Annotated in this window: 22 protein-coding genes and 2 pseudogenes; 16 read left to right on the top strand and 8 right to left on the bottom strand. The window is 37.3% G+C overall.

Annotated elements, in window-relative coordinates; all coding sequences use genetic code 11:
- Nucleotides 1-145 precede the first annotated feature (145 nt).
- Both NGR58_RS08075 and NGR58_RS08070 read right to left on the bottom strand, forming a co-directional pair.
- On the bottom strand, nucleotides 146-364 hold the full coding sequence (locus NGR58_RS08075) for a hypothetical protein (protein ID WP_258089050.1): 219 nt from the start codon (nucleotides 362-364) through the stop codon (nucleotides 146-148).
- Between the two features lie 258 nt (nucleotides 365-622).
- Entirely contained in the window at nucleotides 623-1,642 is a 1,020-nt protein-coding gene (locus NGR58_RS08070) for a polysaccharide pyruvyl transferase family protein (RefSeq protein ID WP_258089049.1), read from the bottom strand.
- 238 nt (nucleotides 1,643-1,880) lie between these two features.
- Between NGR58_RS08070 and NGR58_RS08065 the strand changes: the two genes are divergently transcribed.
- The 3 genes from NGR58_RS08065 to NGR58_RS08055 all read left to right on the top strand — a co-directional run bounded on the left by NGR58_RS08065 (nucleotide 1,881) and on the right by NGR58_RS08055 (nucleotide 3,740).
- Complete coding sequence (locus NGR58_RS08065) at nucleotides 1,881-2,363, top strand: Dps family protein (RefSeq protein ID WP_258089048.1); 483 nt, start codon at nucleotides 1,881-1,883, stop codon at nucleotides 2,361-2,363.
- Nucleotides 2,364-2,531: 168 nt separating this feature from the next.
- Nucleotides 2,532-3,299 (top strand): threonine/serine exporter family protein, encoded by a 768-nt coding sequence (locus tag NGR58_RS08060; RefSeq protein ID WP_258089047.1) that lies wholly within the window; start codon nucleotides 2,532-2,534, stop codon nucleotides 3,297-3,299.
- Complete coding sequence (locus tag NGR58_RS08055; RefSeq protein ID WP_258089046.1) at nucleotides 3,300-3,740, top strand: threonine/serine exporter family protein; 441 nt, start codon at nucleotides 3,300-3,302, stop codon at nucleotides 3,738-3,740.
- An 85-nt stretch (nucleotides 3,741-3,825) separates the two neighbouring features.
- Here the strand turns inward: NGR58_RS08055 and NGR58_RS08050 are convergent, their stop codons facing one another.
- Complete coding sequence (locus tag NGR58_RS08050) at nucleotides 3,826-4,503, bottom strand: DUF554 domain-containing protein (protein ID WP_258089045.1); 678 nt, start codon at nucleotides 4,501-4,503, stop codon at nucleotides 3,826-3,828.
- 118 nt (nucleotides 4,504-4,621) lie between these two features.
- Nucleotides 4,622-4,900 (bottom strand): PspC domain-containing protein, encoded by a 279-nt coding sequence (locus tag NGR58_RS08045; RefSeq protein ID WP_258089044.1) that lies wholly within the window; start codon nucleotides 4,898-4,900, stop codon nucleotides 4,622-4,624.
- A gap of 118 nt (nucleotides 4,901-5,018) precedes the next feature.
- Here NGR58_RS08045 and NGR58_RS08040 point away from each other — a divergent pair, with 118 nt between their 5' ends.
- From NGR58_RS08040 to NGR58_RS08025, 4 genes are read left to right on the top strand one after another with little or no spacing between them, the layout of a single operon-like run.
- On the top strand, nucleotides 5,019-5,342 hold the full coding sequence (locus NGR58_RS08040) for a PadR family transcriptional regulator (RefSeq protein ID WP_258089043.1): 324 nt from the start codon (nucleotides 5,019-5,021) through the stop codon (nucleotides 5,340-5,342).
- On the top strand, nucleotides 5,332-5,967 hold the full coding sequence (locus NGR58_RS08035) for a DUF1700 domain-containing protein (protein WP_258089042.1): 636 nt from the start codon (nucleotides 5,332-5,334) through the stop codon (nucleotides 5,965-5,967). The genes NGR58_RS08040 and NGR58_RS08035 overlap by 11 nt, the downstream gene beginning before the upstream one ends.
- Entirely contained in the window at nucleotides 5,960-6,901 is a 942-nt protein-coding gene (locus tag NGR58_RS08030) for a DUF4097 domain-containing protein (RefSeq protein WP_258089041.1), read from the top strand. Before NGR58_RS08035 ends, NGR58_RS08030 begins: the two co-directional genes overlap by 8 nt.
- A gap of 18 nt (nucleotides 6,902-6,919) precedes the next feature.
- Nucleotides 6,920-7,471, top strand: a complete 552-nt coding sequence (locus NGR58_RS08025) for a DNA-3-methyladenine glycosylase I (RefSeq protein WP_258089040.1) — start codon at nucleotides 6,920-6,922, stop codon at nucleotides 7,469-7,471.
- Nucleotides 7,472-7,738: 267 nt separating this feature from the next.
- Here NGR58_RS08025 and NGR58_RS08020 read toward each other — a convergent pair whose 3' ends face one another.
- On the bottom strand, nucleotides 7,739-8,638 hold the full coding sequence (locus NGR58_RS08020) for a YihY/virulence factor BrkB family protein (RefSeq protein ID WP_258089039.1): 900 nt from the start codon (nucleotides 8,636-8,638) through the stop codon (nucleotides 7,739-7,741).
- A 174-nt stretch (nucleotides 8,639-8,812) separates the two neighbouring features.
- Here NGR58_RS08020 and NGR58_RS08015 point away from each other — a divergent pair, with 174 nt between their 5' ends.
- The 9 genes and pseudogenes from NGR58_RS08015 to NGR58_RS07975 all read left to right on the top strand — a co-directional run bounded on the left by NGR58_RS08015 (nucleotide 8,813) and on the right by NGR58_RS07975 (nucleotide 15,292).
- Nucleotides 8,813-9,226: a LysM peptidoglycan-binding domain-containing protein gene (locus NGR58_RS08015; RefSeq protein ID WP_258089038.1), complete on the top strand. Its 414-nt coding sequence runs from the start codon at nucleotides 8,813-8,815 to the stop codon at nucleotides 9,224-9,226.
- Between the two features lie 96 nt (nucleotides 9,227-9,322).
- Nucleotides 9,323-10,318, top strand: a complete 996-nt coding sequence (locus NGR58_RS08010) for an NAD(P)-dependent alcohol dehydrogenase (RefSeq protein WP_258089037.1) — start codon at nucleotides 9,323-9,325, stop codon at nucleotides 10,316-10,318.
- A 93-nt stretch (nucleotides 10,319-10,411) separates the two neighbouring features.
- Complete coding sequence (locus tag NGR58_RS08005) at nucleotides 10,412-11,797, top strand: MFS transporter (protein WP_258089036.1); 1,386 nt, start codon at nucleotides 10,412-10,414, stop codon at nucleotides 11,795-11,797.
- Nucleotides 11,798-11,888: 91 nt separating this feature from the next.
- Nucleotides 11,889-12,233 carry a PadR family transcriptional regulator gene (locus tag NGR58_RS08000; protein WP_258089035.1) on the top strand — a complete coding sequence of 115 codons (345 nt, stop codon included), beginning with the start codon at nucleotides 11,889-11,891 and terminating at the stop codon, nucleotides 12,231-12,233.
- The gene (locus tag NGR58_RS07995) at nucleotides 12,223-13,056 is read left to right on the top strand and encodes a DUF1129 family protein (RefSeq protein WP_258089034.1); all 834 of its coding nucleotides are present in this window, start codon (nucleotides 12,223-12,225) and stop codon (nucleotides 13,054-13,056) included. The genes NGR58_RS08000 and NGR58_RS07995 overlap by 11 nt, the downstream gene beginning before the upstream one ends.
- A 421-nt stretch (nucleotides 13,057-13,477) precedes the next feature.
- The gene (locus tag NGR58_RS07990) at nucleotides 13,478-13,978 is read left to right on the top strand and encodes a YbaK/EbsC family protein (protein ID WP_258089033.1); all 501 of its coding nucleotides are present in this window, start codon (nucleotides 13,478-13,480) and stop codon (nucleotides 13,976-13,978) included.
- A 12-nt stretch (nucleotides 13,979-13,990) separates the two neighbouring features.
- Nucleotides 13,991-14,149: a hypothetical protein gene (locus NGR58_RS07985; RefSeq protein WP_258089032.1), complete on the top strand. Its 159-nt coding sequence runs from the start codon at nucleotides 13,991-13,993 to the stop codon at nucleotides 14,147-14,149.
- Nucleotides 14,150-14,330: 181 nt separating this feature from the next.
- Nucleotides 14,331-14,573 carry a single-stranded DNA-binding protein gene (locus NGR58_RS07980; protein ID WP_258089031.1) on the top strand — a complete coding sequence of 81 codons (243 nt, stop codon included), beginning with the start codon at nucleotides 14,331-14,333 and terminating at the stop codon, nucleotides 14,571-14,573.
- 48 nt (nucleotides 14,574-14,621) lie between these two features.
- Nucleotides 14,622-15,292 (top strand): annotated as a pseudogene (locus NGR58_RS07975) (type 1 glutamine amidotransferase).
- Between the two features lie 97 nt (nucleotides 15,293-15,389).
- Here NGR58_RS07975 and NGR58_RS07970 read toward each other — a convergent pair.
- The 3 genes and pseudogenes from NGR58_RS07970 to NGR58_RS07960 form a co-directional block, all read right to left on the bottom strand.
- Nucleotides 15,390-16,832: an ABC transporter permease gene (locus NGR58_RS07970; protein ID WP_258089030.1), complete on the bottom strand. Its 1,443-nt coding sequence runs from the start codon at nucleotides 16,830-16,832 to the stop codon at nucleotides 15,390-15,392.
- Between the two features lie 8 nt (nucleotides 16,833-16,840).
- The gene (locus tag NGR58_RS07965; protein WP_258089029.1) at nucleotides 16,841-17,725 is read right to left on the bottom strand and encodes an ABC transporter ATP-binding protein; all 885 of its coding nucleotides are present in this window, start codon (nucleotides 17,723-17,725) and stop codon (nucleotides 16,841-16,843) included.
- A pseudogene (locus tag NGR58_RS07960) lies at nucleotides 17,712-18,551 on the bottom strand (ABC transporter ATP-binding protein); the annotation flags it as partial. The pseudogene NGR58_RS07960 and the gene NGR58_RS07965, both read right to left, overlap by 14 nt.
- Nucleotides 18,552-18,687: the final 136 nt, after the last annotated feature.

The following is an 18,687-nucleotide window of genomic DNA, read 5'->3' as shown; positions in this document are numbered from 1 at the left end:
TCCGTATTTTATAAGGCGGAATACCTTGTAGATACATTGTGACAGCTTCAATTTGTACTTCTTTTGAAAACATAGTAAAACCCCGTAAGTTTTGGAAATTACTCCAACTTACGGGGTTCAGTTCATCAAAATACTATCGTTCATACTACTTTTTAATGTGCCTAAGCTCGTTGATGCCACTTATAACGCTAATTACTCCCACAATAATGGCGATAAAGTCTATCCAAAAAACTACAGAACCTGTTGAATGGTCAAAAAAAGAAAAAAGTGAAGGAATTGCCAACCATAAGCCGACTACTAGCCCTAAAATACCATTAAATATTTTGTAATGTCTTTCGTCTTTAGTGTCTTTATTCTTTTCCATAATATATCTCCCCACCATAATGTATTAAATATCCACTAATATATCTATCGCCTATGTAAAAAGTGTAAATGTTTTCCAAAAGTGATACAAGTAAATTGCCAGTAAATTGATGTGAAAAATATATTTAATATCCATTGATTAACATATTTAGTAGACAGAATATAATGAATTGGTGATTAGGCATCAAAATATTTGCTACATAAAAAAACTCCTGAACGTCTATTTCAGGAGGTTCATCTTTACTAATCTACTCTGTACTTAATCTTCAGCATAACGAGAAATGGTGTCACGCAACTGCTGAAAACTTCTTTTAACATCATAACTATGCCGTTTTTGGACAATCAGAGTTTGCATCAGTTTCTTAATGCGTTCGGTATCTTCCTCGTCAGTGTAATCAATCCAATTAACATATTCTAACCAATCCATATAGGCATGCTTACCTTTACCGTAGCTATTACCAAACAGCAAGCAGGGGGTACCAGTTAGTACTGAAAATACCATGGCATGCCACCGATCTGTAATGATAATATTTTGGTGTGAAAATAGTTCTAATTCTTCTTCATACAACGTATTTCGGGTGATTGGCGTTATTGTTGATGGCTCATCTAGAACCGTATCAACACGTTCGACAGGGAGGGTATCATCCAAAAGTCCCTTTACATTATCGATTGTTGATTGTTTGACCACTTTTTCGGTATCGTGGCGCAACACAAATAAGGCACCATTTCGTTTGAATTTCCAATCAACCGAATTCATGTATAGTACCATGTCAGGTGTGAAAATAACGGGATTACGGAAGGTTCGCTGCATACGATGAAAACTTTGTGCATCGCGCGCGACTAGCACAAGGTTGGGGTTTTTACTGTAGGCCTCTTGGCTCTTTTTCTTTTCAGCAGCACCATCTTCATTATCTTCAAAGTGGATTGACTGCGGAAAAGAAATTGTTAGATTATCGGTGAAGGTTGAGAAGACTTTTCTTCTGGCTTCTTCATGATTATGATATAAGTTTCCCATGTTACCACCACCAGTGAAGGCAATGATATCCTTTGGCTGTAAATGCTCTTTGACAACGGGAATTGCGGCGTCATCGTCCTCTTCAATGATTTCGATGTATTGGTATTCAGGAAACTCGTTTTCAATGTACTTTCTTTCGGCTAGTGCGACCGCTTGATCGCCCATATTCGTGTAACTGGGCACACCGAACATATAAAATTTTGGCCGATCGTTGTTTGGTAATTCATGCGCGACTGTGATTGTATCTATATAAAAATTTGCCATATTTAAATTCCCCCGTAATTTTTACGTTATTTAAGCATTCAAATTTTGTTACACAATACCTACTACTATATGGATATTCGCAAGTCCATTGTACAATACTTAACAAGAGGATACGTGGATAAACGTTTTTATAGTGTTATTGAAATGGTAATCAGCTTAATAATGGTTAATGTTTGATTTATAGTTTGAAAGGACTTACACTTGCCGTGAACATATGAATAATGTGAGGGGAGATATTATGAATCAGAAGTATGATTATCCTAGAACACGTGCTCAGTTGAATCAATTGGTTGCTGACTTGTCTCAAATACAGACAAACGTTCATCAAACTCACTGGTATATGCGGGGTAAACAATTTTTTAATTTACACCCACAGATGGATGAATTTAATGAAGATTTTGCCGATGAGCTTGATCAAGTTGCTGAGCGCTTGATTACCTTGAACGGGGCACCATTTGCAACAACACATGAATTTATCGAACACACCGGACTACCGGACGAACACATTGATTTTGGGCAGTATGATTTGCCAGACTTAATGCAACGTTTAGTTGATCAATTCAGGTATCTGAGGGATCAATTCCAACAAGCAATTGATGTGACAGATGATGAAAATGATCAACCAACGCAGGATATGATTAACGGTTTCAAAATCGATATTGATAAGAAAATCTGGATGTTATCTGCATACTTAGAAAAGGGTCCTTTTGACGGTGACTAATTTTCTAAGAATCCATCATTTATGTTAGTTAAAAATTTATAGCAGAAAAGCTGGAATAGATAATGTTCCAGCTTTTTTTATGTTCTTTTTTATTACACGAGCTGCGTATAAAATACGATTAGCTTGTGATATGATTTATTTACTAAATGAGTTTGTGGGGAAGCAAATATGGCTGAAAAGCGTTTGGAAAATATCATGGATGTTTGCGGACTGATTGCGAAAATATTGCTTGAAAGTGGCGCCGAAACAACCCGAGTCGAGTCAACCATTGCCTTTATTGGTAAAGCAGCAGGTGTTGAGCTTAACTGTCATGCAACCATGACGGCAATATTTATCAGTACCGAAAGTGGGGCAACCACACATCTGGTTAAACCAAATGTGTCGGCGTTTAACTTGCAAAAAGTGGACGAGATCAATTCACTTTCACGCCAGTTTTCCGCTCATGAGATTGATTTTGATGAATTAGAACGTAGCGTTCAAGCAATTGATCATCAAGTCATTGATTTTACCTGGTTACAGAAAATCATTGGTGCTGGTTTAGTTTCAGTGACCCCGATGTTGTTATTTAAAGCTTCTTGGTCCGACCTTGCATTGGCGTTTTTAGTGGGGATTGTTGGGTACCTTGCTTCACAATGGGGCAGTAAACATTCAAAATCGCCATATTTAAGTGTTATTGTGGGTAGTTTAGTTATTGGATTATTAGCCAATTTGTTACAGTATGTTGGCATTGCAGATAGTGCTGCTAATATTATCATTGGTTCCTTGATGCCTTTAGTACCTGGGGTGCCACTGACAAATTCATTGCGAGAAATTATTGATCGCGATATTTTATCTGGACTGGTTCGTGGGATAGATGCCATTATGATTGCTGGTTCAATTGGTATTGGCACTATTGTGGGTAGTTTTATGGCGCACATATTAACAGGAGGCATCTAGATGGAACTCGCAGTACAATTTATTGTTAGCTTTTTATCAACGATCGGCTTCGGCATTATTACTAATGTGCCGCGTCGGGTGTTGTTCTTGGCGGGGGTGACAGGTGCTTGCGGTTGGACTGTCTACCTATTAACGGCACAGGTGACTAGTAATATTATCCTGCAAAACTTTTTGGGTGCCTTAACTATTGGTTTGCTAGCGAATATTGTTGCCGTTCGGATTAAAGCACCGGTCAACATGTTGTATGTGCCTGGCTTAGTATCACTGGTGCCAGGAATTGTGATTTATACGAGTCTTAAGGAATTTACGTTGGGTAATTATATCAATGCTGGGCGTAATTTAATTAGGACGCTCGTCATTGCATTTGCAATTGATATTGGCTTTGCGATTGCGGAATCTATTTTTAGACGTGTGCGCTATCGCATTATGCATAGGTCTTAAATTTTTAACATAAAAAGACCGAGACACGTTAATTTGTCTCGGCCTTTTGCTATCATGATACAATTTTAGATTCTTAGCACGATTATCAAATAAAGTGCATGATCCCCAACACGATAGGTGGTACTAATAATGCCGGTAACAAGTTTAATGTATTGATCTTTTTGATTTTTAACACACTAAGACCGGAAGCTAAAATCAAGATACCACCAATAATTGTGAGTTCGTTTAGTAGGGTCGTACTCAAAGCGGATTGAAATAACAACGCTAACAGATATAGACCACCCTGCCAACAGAATAGGACAACAGCTGCCCACATGATTCCTAGACCAAAGGTGGCACTTAGAACAATTGAAGTGATAAAGTCTAGACCACCATTAGTCAAAAGGAACGTATAATCATGCTGTGATGCAGCTTTGATGGGTCCCAATATGGAAAGTGAGCCAAAACAATAAAGTAAAATAGCGGTTGCTAGTCCTGTCGATAAATCGCTATTTGTAAATTTTTGGACGGTATGATCAAATCTGTCCTGAATATTAATGGCTGTGCCGACAATGCCACCAATTGCTAGGCTGATAATAAAAAGGACAGGTAATGTACTTTGGTCGAATGGTTTAATGACTGCATGAATACCAATGACCATGGCAGATAATCCAATTGCTTGCATTAACACAGTATGATACGCAGGTTTAATATATTTTTTGGTTAAACTACCGATCAGGCTGCCCAAGATAATCATGGTCACATTAAAAAAAGTACCAAACATAGTTTTCCTCCTTGGTAGAAAGATTAATAATACATTTTAAGCAATAAAGGGATGGAACATTTATTTTGTTCCATCCCTTTAAAAAGCTGTTATTTAATTTAACTGAAATAAGTTTGTTTTAAATTTCGTCATCTTCGTCAGGGGTAACGTCACGACGCTTTTCTTCAGCATTTTCATCAAAGCGATACTTATACTGATGCTTAGATGGTGAATCTGGCATGATAAATACGGCGATAATATAGATGAAAACAAATGGGAAGAATCCTGTAAATAGAGTTGCCGCAACAAAGAGTAGACGGACAAGTGAAGCATCTAAATCAAAGTATTCTGAAATACCTCCAAGGACACCACTTAGGACACGATCATTTGATTTTGTTAATTTCTTATCTTTAGCCATAATATTTCTCACTTTCTCACAGAATAACGTGGGAATTAAAACACTTTACAGACAAGTTTATATTCCCTATACTTGTATTATATTATACGACTTATAGTATTGTAAAGGAAGTTGAATTATGTCAATGCAATTATCAAGTGATCTGATGGATGGACTGGTATTGGCGTTACTTTCTAAAGAAGATTTATATGGTTACTCACTTACAAAGCAAGTGCAGGCGCGTTTTGCGGTATCTGAGTCAACAATGTATCCCGTGTTACGTCGTTTGAAAAAACGTGACTGGGTAACAACATATGATGAACCTTTTGAGGGACGTAATCGCAGATACTACAGTATATCGGAGTTAGGTTACCAAGAACTGGCGCGTATCCAAGCTGAATGGCGTGATTTTAGTAGTAAAATCAATGATTTGATGTTAGAAGGGGACACTAATGGAAAATAGTATTTATTTTACCCAGGTGAAGACTTACTTACAGCAATTAAATGAGGATGAACGAGAAGATGTTATTCGTTTCTATCAAGAATACGCTGCCGATGCGCAGTTATCTGGTGAACGTTTAATGTCAGAATTAGGGACGCCAAAACAATTGGCTCGTCGTATTTTAGTCGACTATTCATTGCGTCTTGAAGAGGACGACATACATAATAAACCAGCGCATGAAAATACGCGTCAAGAGCGGCAAAATTGGATTAAGCAAGAAATTAATTTGATCAGCACTGTGTTAGAAGGATTATTGACCTCAATTGTTTGGGTACCAGCCATGTTATTGATTTTAGTGTGCTTATTTGCAACGGTAGGTGTTGCAGCAATTGTCAGCGTTGCTTTGATCTATTATTTATTGACCGGACTATTTCAAATTATTGGTGGACTAGCTGTGCTACCTAGCAACTGGGCAACTGGCTTATACCAAGGTGGTATCGGGTTAATCATTGTTGGTCTGCAATTTGTTGCCTGGCCAATCGGGGTGACCATTATCCGGACAGTCTTTAGAGCATTGATGCGTTTCGTGAAGTATATTGGCCGCCGCTTTTCGCACAAAGGTAAAGAGGTGACGCATCATGCATAAAGGATTTCGATTTATTTTAACAGGCTTCATCGTGATTTCTTTTGGTGTCATTATTATGCTTGTTGGTCTGGCCCATGATGGTCAGAATAACTTAGGTTGGCATAATGGTCATTTTGAAGTGTCGCAAATTAAATCTGTTCATCATAAGGTAAAGACGGTGAACAAGATTGATGTTGAAACGGCGAATGTGCCGGTTACCGTTCAAACGGGTGATCAACAGGGAATTGAAATTAAAGGCCGGATTACTAATCCTAAATTTTTACATGTGACACAAAATGATAAGCAATTAAAGGTTCGCTATGTACCAAACCAAGAAAAAGGTTATGAAGTGGGATTTGGGAAGCATGAACCAGAAAAGTTGACTATCGGTCTACCTAAGGATAAAAAATTATCTGAATACCGACAATCATCTATGTATGGTGCCATGAATATCGCAGACCTACGTGCAAAGCGTGTCGCAATCACAGCGGCAGCGGCTGATATTCAGATGCAGGATGCGCAATTACAAAATTTGTCAGTTGCTGCTCATGATGCCAAAATTGCGTTAAATAATTTGCAAGCTAATCAAACAACGGTGAATAGCAGTAATAGTGATATTAATACCAATAATTCAAAGCTTGGTCGCTTGATGCTATCAGCAGATGGTAGTAAGACGATTTTGCAGCAGACAGCAATCAATGCTAGTGCTATTCAGGTCAATAAAGGAAATGTTAAATTGGTCGATAGTCAACTAACAGGCCATAATATTATGACAATTATGGATGGTTCATTAAAGGCTTCAGGATTAACTGATATTGGTTTGCAAATGCAAGCGTCCGCTGGTCGAGTGAAGGTTGATGGCACGAACTTTGGTAATAATTATTTGAACAATGCTCAGATGGCTGCTAATCAATTCAATGTAGATGTTTCAGATGGTAATATTACGATTAAATAGGGGGGTATAATTACTTTGATGCGTTGCCACTGGGTTGATGAAAATGATTCACTAATGGTGCAATATCATGATACGGAATGGGGACAGCCTGAACACCGCGATCAGATGTTATTTGAGTTGCTTAGCTTAGAAACGTATCAAGCAGGATTAAGTTGGCGAACGGTTTTACATAAACGTCAGGCATTCCGAAAAGCTTTTGTAAACTATGATTTAAAGCAAGTTGCCCAATATGACGAGGTGCAGCTGGCTTCGTTAATGCAAGACGCCACGATTGTCCGCCATCGCTTAAAGTTGCAGGCGACTATTAATAGTGCTCAAATGATTCTAGCGCTACAGAACGCAGGACAAAGCTTTGATCAGTGGTTGTGGTCATTCGTTGATCAGTGGCCGATTGATCATCAAGTGGTGAATTATGAAGATGTACCAGCAACAGATGAGCTAGCAATCACTGTGTCTAAAGCAATGAAAAAGGTCGGCTTTAAATTTGTTGGTCCTGTCACAATTTATTCTTTCTTACAGGCGGCAGGATTGATCAACGATCATGAGATAACTTGTCCATGTCATAAATAAATAATGAATACAAATAAAGCACTAGCAATGTGGGATTGCTAGTGCTTTATTTTTGCTATTGATGTAGGGTATACAAAATAGCTTCGACCACAAACACGAGAGTAAGAAATGTTCATGGATATATTTTAAGGAGTAGGTTGTAGGTTAGTTGGGCCTACTGGCTAAGTCTTTTGACTTAGTAGTGTTATGAGTCTGTTTCATATAGTTAAATGGAATATTCTTCCTTTCAACGGTTACTAATATAGCGCAATTTATCCGACAATACAACTATTTTTTCTTATTTTTTCCTGAATTCCGGAAAGAAAGTTTTAACATATACCAGTTACTTGCTCTATCACCAACTTGTGGCGGAAATAATTCTTCCAAAACTGCCGTCACCATGGTACCAATCAAGGCAGCAAGGGCAATAAAATTAATCCACAATAACAAGATGATTGCTGAACTTAATGCTTGATAAAATGTAAACGCACGGGCGGCAAAGTCAACATACCAACCAAATGCTTTGGCAAGCCAGATGACTAGTGTAATTTGGACTATTGTTCCAATAGAGATCCAAATCAGACGTGGTCGTTTAATTGGTAAAAGTGTGTTGAATAAAAAGGCACCGATAAACAATCCAATAATAACGACGACACGTTTAGCGGATTCAATTTGATAAGTTATCTGGCTACTAATTGGTAGGGCTTCTAGTACATTTGATCCGACTGAAGCAATGATTAATAGTACGCCAATGATAGATAGAATTATAATTAGCCAAAACATTGAAATAAAGCGGTCAAAAATGGCAACGCTATTAGCTTTAACGTTATAAATACCGTTTTGGGCAATTCGAATCGAAGAGACAACCCGGGATAGTGACCAGAGCGTGATAATGATGGAAATGGACAAAACACCAACACCATTTTGACTAAGAATCGATCGAATAACTGGATCAATAAATGTAAAGACAGACTCTGGAACGGCAGTCTGCGCGTATTTTAATGCGGTATCAATCGTTAACCCTAGGTAAGGTAGTAAAGTACCTAGGATAACGATAGCTGGGAATATTGATAATAGGCCGAAGTAAGCGATTGATGAGCTGGCCGTGATGATATCAACACGAGTGACCACATCAATAATTGTCGCGATCAGTTTATTATTCATAAGATTTTTAAAAAAATGTTTCACGACTTCAATTCTCCTGATAAAATTGACCATAATCACTTAATTTTATCAAACAAATGGGGAGTTCGTACAATTAATTGTTTTTTAACCGCAATATAAGTCTAAAATCATAACATAGATGCAGAATAATAGCAATCATGTTACGCTATTCACATTAACTAACAAAGGTGAGAGAATATGAAATCAAAACGTCCGTCACGATTTAAATTTTGGACCGTTATTCTAATTGGTTATGTGGTTCTATTTGCAATTGGATTTTCAATACCAGTTGCGTATGGCGCTTTAACTAATAAGAATGATACACAACAAACGGCGGTTTCAAGTTCAAGTAAATCGAGCGCTAACAGTAGTAGTCGTGCATCAAGTTCAAACCAGTCGTCATCGACGGCTAGCTCAGTAGACAGTTCAACGGCAAGTAGTAAGTCGACAACATCTTCTAAGAAGAAAATCACGGTCCAAGTCGGTGAAACTGGTTATTCAATTGCCAATAAATATGGATTAACAGTTGATGAACTACAGGATCTCAACCCATCAGCTGATTTAGAGAATTTGGTTGATGGCCAGAAGTTGAAAATCAAAAGTCCTTCATAGATTTAACCATGTGTTAACTATTCCTAGTTTAACGGCTAGGAATTTTTTATTGTAAAATTATACTTATTATTCATTCATCTATAGGAGGTAATTTTTATGAAAGCAATATTTAATACTATTGCTGGTGATCCACATGGTATTCAAATAAAAGAAACAACACAACCCCAGCCAGAAGACAACCAAGTGTTGGTCCAAGTGGCTGCCGTTGCGCTAAATGTTGTTGATATGACTAATTTTAAGAATTACTACAAAACTAATTCAGTTAAAAGCCAAACGAAACTTTTAGATAAATTATATGTTCACGGTGAAGGTAAAATATTAGGAGCGGATTTTGCTGGTACCGTGAAAAAAGTCGGTAAGAATGTCCGAAAATTTAAAATCGGGGATGCTGTGATGGGAATTTCTGATGATTATTTAAATGGTAGTTGGGCAGAGTATATCGCTTTTTCCGAAAGTAATGTTGTTCTTAAACCAGAACGTCTATCTTTTGAAGAAGCAGCGGCAATACCGACGACAGGCGGGACAGCATTAACCGCTATCGAGAAAGCTGACATTCAATCAGGACAAAATATATTAATAAATGGCGCAACTGGTGGGGTTGGATTATATGCATTACAAATCACGAAAGCGCTAGGCGCCAAAGTAACCGCTGTGGTTAGTGGACGTAACGCCGAGTTTGTCAGAAAGTATGGTGCTGACAAAGTGGTTGATTATCATCAGGTTGATATTACACAAGATAAAAATGAAACAACTTTTGACGTGATTGTTGCCATTAATGGGTATCATCCCTTATATAGGTATAAAAAGATGCTTGATAAACAAGGGAATTATGTCGCAATAGGTGGTGTCAAACAGGCTATTGCGGCAATGTTATTGGGTAAAATTTCGACAATCGGTTCACAAAAACAAATGGGTGCGATTTCTTTATTTTCGGCACGTGAGGATTGGTTAGCTAACTTACAAAACATTATTAATCAAAGTGATTTTCAGCCTTATTTAGACCGTGTTTTTTCCTGGCAAGATGTTGATCAGGCAATGGCATATGGTTGTACACAGCACTTAAAAGGTAAAGTTGTTATGAAAATCGATTAATGATTACCAAAAATGTAACATAAAAGATACTTACGCCCTACGACAATGTGTGCTTAAATAGAAATCAGGCACTTTTAAAAAGTAGGAGGAGTTATGAACGAAGAGAAAGTTTCACCTAAAGTGATCTGGTCGATTGTCGCAGCGGCAATCTTGGGCTTTTCAGGTATCTTAACGGAAACATCAATGAATGTGACGTTTCCAGAGTTAATTCAGCAATTTAATCAACCAATGGGGACAGTGCAATGGTTAACCACTGCTTATCTATTGGTGGTTGCGCTAATGATGTTAACATCAGCACATTTCAATGCCATTTTAAGTAAGCGACAAACCTATATGATGGGTTGCATTGCCTTTGTATTGGGTGATGTTATTGCTATTGTTACCCCAAGTTTTTGGCTATTATTATTGGGCCGACTAATTATGGCGGTCGGAACAGGGGTTGCTTTACCACTAGTCTTTAATGTTATTTTTACTAGTGTGCCAATGTCACAACTTGGTAAATACATGGGCTTTGGAACATTGATTATTTCTTTGGCACCAGCATTAGGTCCGGTTTATGGAGGAGTTGTTACATATACATTGGGTTGGCGAGCTATCTTTATGATTGTTTTACCCGTGGTAGTTATTTCATTATTAATTGGTTGGTTTAACTTAGATAAACAAAAGCCAAAGTCAAAGAATCAATTTGCTTATGGACAATTTGCCTTGATTGGTATTTCCTTAGTATCAGCTATCTTAGCACTAGGAAAATTGCAATCAGGTAAATTAACAGTAACCATTATTATTTTAGCTTTGGTAGCTATTATTGCTATGGCTGGATTTATCAAGGTTGCGAAAAATGCAGAAAACCAATTGGTTGATATTAGCGTGTTCCGTAGTAAAGCGGTTGTGATGGCATTATTGATTTATGCAACATCACAAGTTATCAACTTAGCTGTTAATTTCGCTGTACCACAATACAGTCAATTAACGCTCGGTACTACAACAATGATTGCCGGATTGATTCTAATGCCAGGTTCATTGTTAGGTTCAGTAGTTAACCCTATTTACGGATCAATGTACGATAGCTTAGGGGCTAACAAGCCATTAATTTGGGGATCACTTGGATTCTTAGCTATTATGATTGTTTTCTCAGTGATGGCACCAAGTATTGCTACGATTGGCTTAACTGTCGTTTATGCATTGTTTACAGTGGCACGAAACTTAACGTTTAGTGTTTCGATGACTGCCGGGGTGGCTGAAGTAAAGCCACAACAGGCTGGTGATATCAATGCCATCTTTAATACGGTGCAACAATTCGTTGGAGCTGTTGGAACGACTGTTGCTGCTCTATTTATTCAAACGACTGGAACAACAAAGTCAGCAATTGCTACGCAGACAGCAACTGGATTCGGTCACTTAATCGTGTTTAGTACGGTTATTGTCCTAATCAGTCTTATCTGGTTAGTTATCTTTATGAAGAACAAGACCGCAAAATAATGAGTGTTTTAACGACTAGTATGTTTTACATACTAGTCGTTTTTTGTTATGGTTCTAGTATGTTAAGCATACTAGCTAGGAGATAAAGCGCATGCGACAAGGTATTTCAAGCCAAATGTTAAAGGGAATCTTACAAGGAGTTATCTTAATGATCCTTAGTAAGGAACCAGAATATGGCTATAGTTTGAGTAAGAAAATGAATAGTTATGGACTAGAAGATATTCCAAAGGGTACGATTTATCCGTTACTAACAGCCATGCAAAAACGTGGTTTAATTGAAGGAAAAAACAAAGCTTCTGACGTTGGTCCAACGCGAAAATATTATTTTATAACTGAAAACGGACAGGCAGCTAAAATCGAATTTATAAAAGAATGGCAACAATTACAGCAATCGGTTAATTTGATAGTGGAGGAGGAAGAGCCTGATGAGCATTGAAGACAAGTTGATTAAACAAAATAATCAGTTACGTGCGCAATTAACTGAAAAAAATGAGAAATATTACAGTGACCTTTTACTTTACATGCGTTTGAATAGTTTCATGAAAGATCAAGCAGCTATTGAATCAAATCTGCTTGAAATTGTACAGGACATCATTGAAGCACAAAGTGAAGGACTGACAGCTGAGCAATATTTTGGTAAAAATCCGCAAATTTTGGCTGACGAATTGTTGCGGCAAGTTCCTAAAAAAGTCGGTGAAGTATTTAAATTTGTTTTGTACTTTGTGGGTGCGTACGTGTTTTTTTCATTACTACCAAGTATGATTTCAGTTAATCAGTCGATTGATATTGGTAATTTGATATTAACTGGTCTGTATATAGGTGTTGTTGTGTTGGCAGGGCTTAAGTACCTTGGTCGGACCATTTATCGAGGACGTGTGACTGAAACAAAGAATTGGGCATTATTTCTAAAACTATGGTTAGTGATAATGATTGTAATTGTACCCATGATATTTATTCAAATGTATGCCACAACACCACTCCAAGTTACTGTTGGTAACAAATTAGGAATTGGCATTATTCTATTTTGGGTGGTTATTGCGATGATTATTTTCTTCAAACAATCTGAAAAAAGAACAGTGTTACCACTTGCTGGCTTTTCATTATTTTTAGGAATCCTTGGTATTATGACACGTCTACCAGGGGAAGTCAGTGAGTTTCTTAGAAGTACACAAGTAGGGCATACTACTATAGGGGTTATTTTGGGTGTGGCATTGGTCATTTTTTGGATCGCAAGTGTGCTGGTTCTAAAGAAAAAATAGATTTAAATCTATAATTATTGATTTTTATTAATTAATTATTTTATGTTAAAGATGTTGATACTTCCTTTGAACATTCAGTGTTTCTTTATAAGAAAGGGCAGAGAGCAATCTTGTATGAAATCATTTCATTGGCAAAGTTTATATTTTTACGCCGTATGTTTCGTTTGCGTTTGTGCATTGATTATTGTGTCATTTAATTTTATCGACTCAGTGTTGAGTATTTTGATTAAAGTCAAAGGATTTAATAATTCCATGACTTATAATTTGAAAAGTATTATTGAAAACACAATTTACATTGCAATATTAGTGCCTATCTATGTGTGGCATTGGCGTAGAGCACAAAAATTATCAGAGTAAAAAGCAATTCCAAATTTATACGTATGTAATCCAAAGTACTAAACTATAAAAGACGGGGGTGACCATGGCTCTATCAACCTATGAGGAAGCAATCGACTTCCTAAGAAAAAATGATATTCAGTACAATGAAGTAAAACATGATGCTGTTTGGACAATGGCCGAAGCAAGTCAATTAAAATTGCCGAATGATACGGTAATCAAAAATTTGTTTCTTAAAAAAAGAAAGACAGATGAATTTTTTCTTTGCGTTGTTGTTGGTCATAAGAAAATCGATTTTAAGACCCTGGCTCCGCAGATACAGTTGAGTCGCAATAAGTTAAATTTCGCCAATGAAATGGAGTTGGCAGATGTTTTGGGACTAAAACCTGGTTTTGTGACGCCACTGGGTTTACCACATGATGAAAAACAACAAGTGACTGTTTTGCTGGATAAAGAGTTACAACATGTTGATGCGATTGGTATTCATCCAAATACCAATACGGCAACGGTATTTGTTAAGTATGATGATCTATTGAAAATTATCACACGTTCACAACATGAGATGGTTATCGTGGATTTGGATTAGCTATCGAATGTCATGGATCCTAAGTCAAAGATGGGTAATAAGAAGTTACGTCAGGCAATGATGTACGCCATTGATGAAGATGCAATTAATGAGAAGTTTGGAAACGGCGTTAAGTGGCGTGCTAAGACTTTGATTCCACAAGCGTGTGAAAGGCTTCAGTTTGAGCAATGATAACAATGATTTCTGGAATAGTTTGTCATTGACGTCTTCAAAGTTAAAGTAAATTAGACACCGAAATTAATAATCTGAAACGTTAAAAATGAAACAGGAGAAGGCCTTATGATTTATTAAACCTCCTTCTCCTGTTTTATAATGTCAATAAATAGACCATTATTTTTAGGGGGGGACCACCATGAAGGAGAGTATGAAATCGATTTTTGATATCTTTGATACTAACTTAAAAGAGATCCGGACGAATGAAAAATTCTCGTTGCCTAGTTTGTATGGTGAGTCAGAGTGGGTTAAACTTTATATTGGCGACAAAGTAATGGCCGGTAATCAATTTTTGCGACAGGTGCGACAGGGATACTATCCGGATGTCAAAGAGCTACCAAAGGATAATCAACATGGACGCCGTCAGTATCAAAAGAAATAGCGATTATCATATTGTTAGTGACAATTTTTAATATGAAAAGGAAATTTTATGCGAGTTAATATATTACAACATACGCCCAATGAAGGACCTGGTTCAATTTTGGATTGGGCACAAGTGAACGGTCATCAAACGTTTATTTACCATCCATACCAATTTGGTTATCTGCCAACTGCTGATGAAACGGATTTATTAATTATTTTGGGTGGCCCAATGAGTCCAAATGATGATTTACCATGGATAAAGCAGGAACGTGAACTTATTCAGGAACTGTTAGATAAGGATGTACCGATGTTTGGGGCTTGTTATGGGGCACAACAGATTGCTAAAACATTAGGGTATGCAGTATCAGAAGCCCCGGTTAAGGAAGTTGGTTGGGCCCTGTTTATCTGCAAAGTTATGTGATTCCTGATTTACCAGCAGAATTGTTGGCATTACACTGGCATCAAGAGATGTTTGAGTTACCTAAAGAAGCAGCATTACTTTTTTCAAGTGATGCGGTTACAAACCAAGGATTCGTCATGAACCATCGTATAGTGGGATTACAGTTCCATTTTGAACCCCAGGACGATAATGTTCGTGAGATGGTGATTAATGATTTTCCATATATTGAAGGTTCTATTTTGGGTCAAACAGCAACTGACATATTAAAGACACCAGTTCCGGCCATTAATAAAGAGGTTATGTTCAAGATTTTAGATTATATTACAACTTATAATTAATAGTGTCGTTGACGTATTTATTGCCAAACTAAAAATCCCAGAATTCAAATCGAATTCTGGGATTACTTTATGCAATTAGTTATACTAATCAATTAAATTATAGTGGTAGATCCTTCTTTTGGAAGATGACCGCTGAAGCTGCATACAATACAAACGCAACCCCACCTAATACAAGTAATGGGATACCGAAATCACCGTTACTCAAAATTTCATCCGTCTTGTACAAAGTCGTCAATGAAACGTACTTTAAGTTTTCCAAACTATCACTTTGTTGAATAACCAAACTAATTAGGAAGAAAGCGAATGGAAGACCGGCACCAAGCACCATAGCTTGATTTGAACGGTTAAATAATGTACTTGCAAAGAATGAAATACTTCCCATTGCTAGGATTAGCAAGCAAGCACCAACGTTCAACCATGTAAATGTCTCAACATCGAACTCTAATGATTCATCAGACTTCAAAGCAGCGCTAACTTGTGATGAGTCAATTAATGTCTTTAATTGATCTTCAGGAACCTTAGTTGCTTCTGAAGCTGCTTTAATGGCTTTGTCATCCTTTAGTAAGCTCATATTATCGCTAATATTGCTTTCTGATGTGTTCAAAGCCTTAGCACCAGCTGTTTGGGCTGTTGACATGATGATTGATGGGCTGGCTGGCAAACTCTTTTCAAGTTCTTTTTGCTTGTCGGCACTATCATCCTTAATCTCATCATTAATAGAATTACGATAATCACTGACGCTTTGTCCAGTGACTTTAGCACCAGCCTCCAAAGCATCATTATCATTCATCATTAACTTAGGATTCTTAGATAGTTCTTCTTGTGTAATTTCGATTGCTGACTTGCTCTTGTCAGTATCTTCATATTTGTCCTTACGGTTGTCAGTCAGCTTTTCAGCAGCTGCATCATAACTGTCACGCAAAATGGCTTGGTCAAGATATTGCTTATAAGCATCCTTGTCCATATTACGAGCTTCGGCACCAGCTTGAACAGCATACTTATCATCTTCGATCATGTATAAGTGACTACGTACATAGCTAGGCTTACGATCCATGGCATCCGCAGCAGCAGTTACATCTTCTGTCATTGGCTCACCCGTAATATTATGATGAGTTACTTCAGAAACACCTAGACCAACACCAGTGACAATACCAAACATTAGGATAATTGAACCAATCATGTAGGCCATTTTCGTAAAGATAACAGTACTACGTTTTGTTGGTGTTGATAGTGTGTAGGCCATTGAGCCACTATCAACTTCGTTAACTACTAAATTATTAGCAGAGAAGATAATGTAGACTAATCCCAATAAAATAGCAATTGTCTTATAAAAAGTTTCTAGCGTTCCTAGGATTGAATCAAACCCTGATAGGACACTATCAAAACTTGTTCCTGAGGCTGCGCTTGATAGGGCAGCGAAATCTTCAGGATCAAATTGAACAATAAATACACTTAATAGTGCACTTGCAACTAATGTAATGACGAGCCATAGCGTTCCATTAGAACGTACACTCTGTTTAAAAATGGCTTTACTAAACATTATGCCTCCTACTTAAATGTTTGGTTGAAGTAATCTTCAAAGGATTGTTTGATTTCTTTGAAAAATACGACCTGATAATGTTGTAAATCGTTCATCAAACCGTTTATATTTTGATCATTAACTTTTACGGTGACTTGATTTTTATCGGCCTTAACTTCTTTAAAGTCATAGGCCAAGCTAGTGAAATGCTGAAAATTTTCATTATCTTGGAAAGCAATTTTGAAAAGCTTATCAGGGTTATAGCGAATTTTGTCCATGTCAATTCGGCTAATGATTTTACCGTCTTTAATCATGGCAACGCGATCACAAGTTTCTTCCATTTCTTTAAAGATGTGACTCGACATAAAAATTGTCTTACCCAATGCTTTTTGTTCTTCAACTAATTTAATGAAAGTATCACGCATCAATGGATCTAGTCCAGTAGTGGGCTCATCCATAATTAAAATATCCGAGTCGGCAGCAAAGGCAGCAGCTAAAGCTGTTTTTTGTTTCATTCCTTTACTCATACTTTTAATGTTGGCTGTCGCATCTAGTTGTAATTCATCACAAATTTCTTGGCAACGTTCCCAACTACCATGACCTAACATTTCTATTTGGCGTTTTAAGAAAACCTCACCGCTATTATTACCAGGGAAATTAATTTCGCCAGGTACATAGGCGACTTTTTGTTTAATTTGGGCACTCTTTTTTGTCGCATCAAGACCATCAATAGTTGCGTTACCACTATCTGGTTTAATGAATCCCATTAGGTTTCGAATGGTTGTTGTTTTACCAGCACCATTGATACCAGCAAAGCCGAAAACTTCACCTTTTTCAACAGAAAGATTGATGTCAAAGATACCACGCCCTTTGCCGTAGTCTTTTGTTAAGTTGTTAATCTCAATCATTGCCATGTTCTAATTCCTCCTGTCCTGCTGCGACACTCAATTTGCGATCGTAGAAGTTCATGAAGTAATCTTCCAAAGTAAACTTGATCTCTGAGATAAAGTTAAGTTTATATTGGCTCATCTCTGCGAATAATTGATGAATAGCATCATCGTGAATTCGTAATTTTACTTGATCTTGATCAGGCCGCTTAGCAGAAATATCGAGTTGCGTTTGGGCAATAAATTGCTCATACGTCTCGTGATCAGCAAATTCGACCTTAAACTCTTTGTTTTGATTATTTCTCAATTTGTCAGCGACAATGGTTGAAACGATTTCACCATTCTTAATAATGGCAATTCGGTCACAGGTTGCATCGACCTCATTAAAAATGTGACTTGAAAGTAAAATGGTTTTACCAGCTTCTTTTTCAGCCAATACGAAATCAATAAAGCGTTCTTGCATTAATGGATCCAATCCACTAGTTGGTTCGTCTAAAATCAGAATTTCAGGATCGTGCATAAATGCTGTGACTACAGCTAGTTTACGCTTGGTACCTAAACTCATTCGCTTAATGACAGCCGAAGGATCTAATTCGAACATATCCAGTAGATAATTCGTTTTCGTCATATCTGTGATTTGACGTTCCTGAGCCATAAAATCAATGAATTGTGTTCCGGTCATGCCTGAAGGAAAGGCTAGCTCACCTGGTAAGTAACCGACTTGGCGCTTGATTGCATCGGCTTGTTTCCAAGCATCTTTACCATCTACGGTGATAGTACCATCCTGTGGCTTAGAAAAACCCATAATATGACGAATGGTTGTTGTTTTACCAGCACCATTAGGCCCTAGAAAGCCGAAAACTTGAACTGAACCCCGTAAGTTGGAGTAATTTCCAAAACTTACGGGGTTTTACTATGTTTTCAAAAGAAGTACAAATTGAAGCTGTCACAATGTATCTACAAGGTATTCCGCCTTATAAAATACGGAA

This window comes from Weissella fangxianensis (genome assembly GCF_024718545.1).
In the GTDB taxonomy this organism is placed as follows: Bacteria; Bacillota; Bacilli; order Lactobacillales; family Lactobacillaceae; genus Weissella; species Weissella fangxianensis.
Note: the sequence above shows the minus strand (reverse complement) of the source record. Positions and strands in the feature narration are given on the sequence as shown.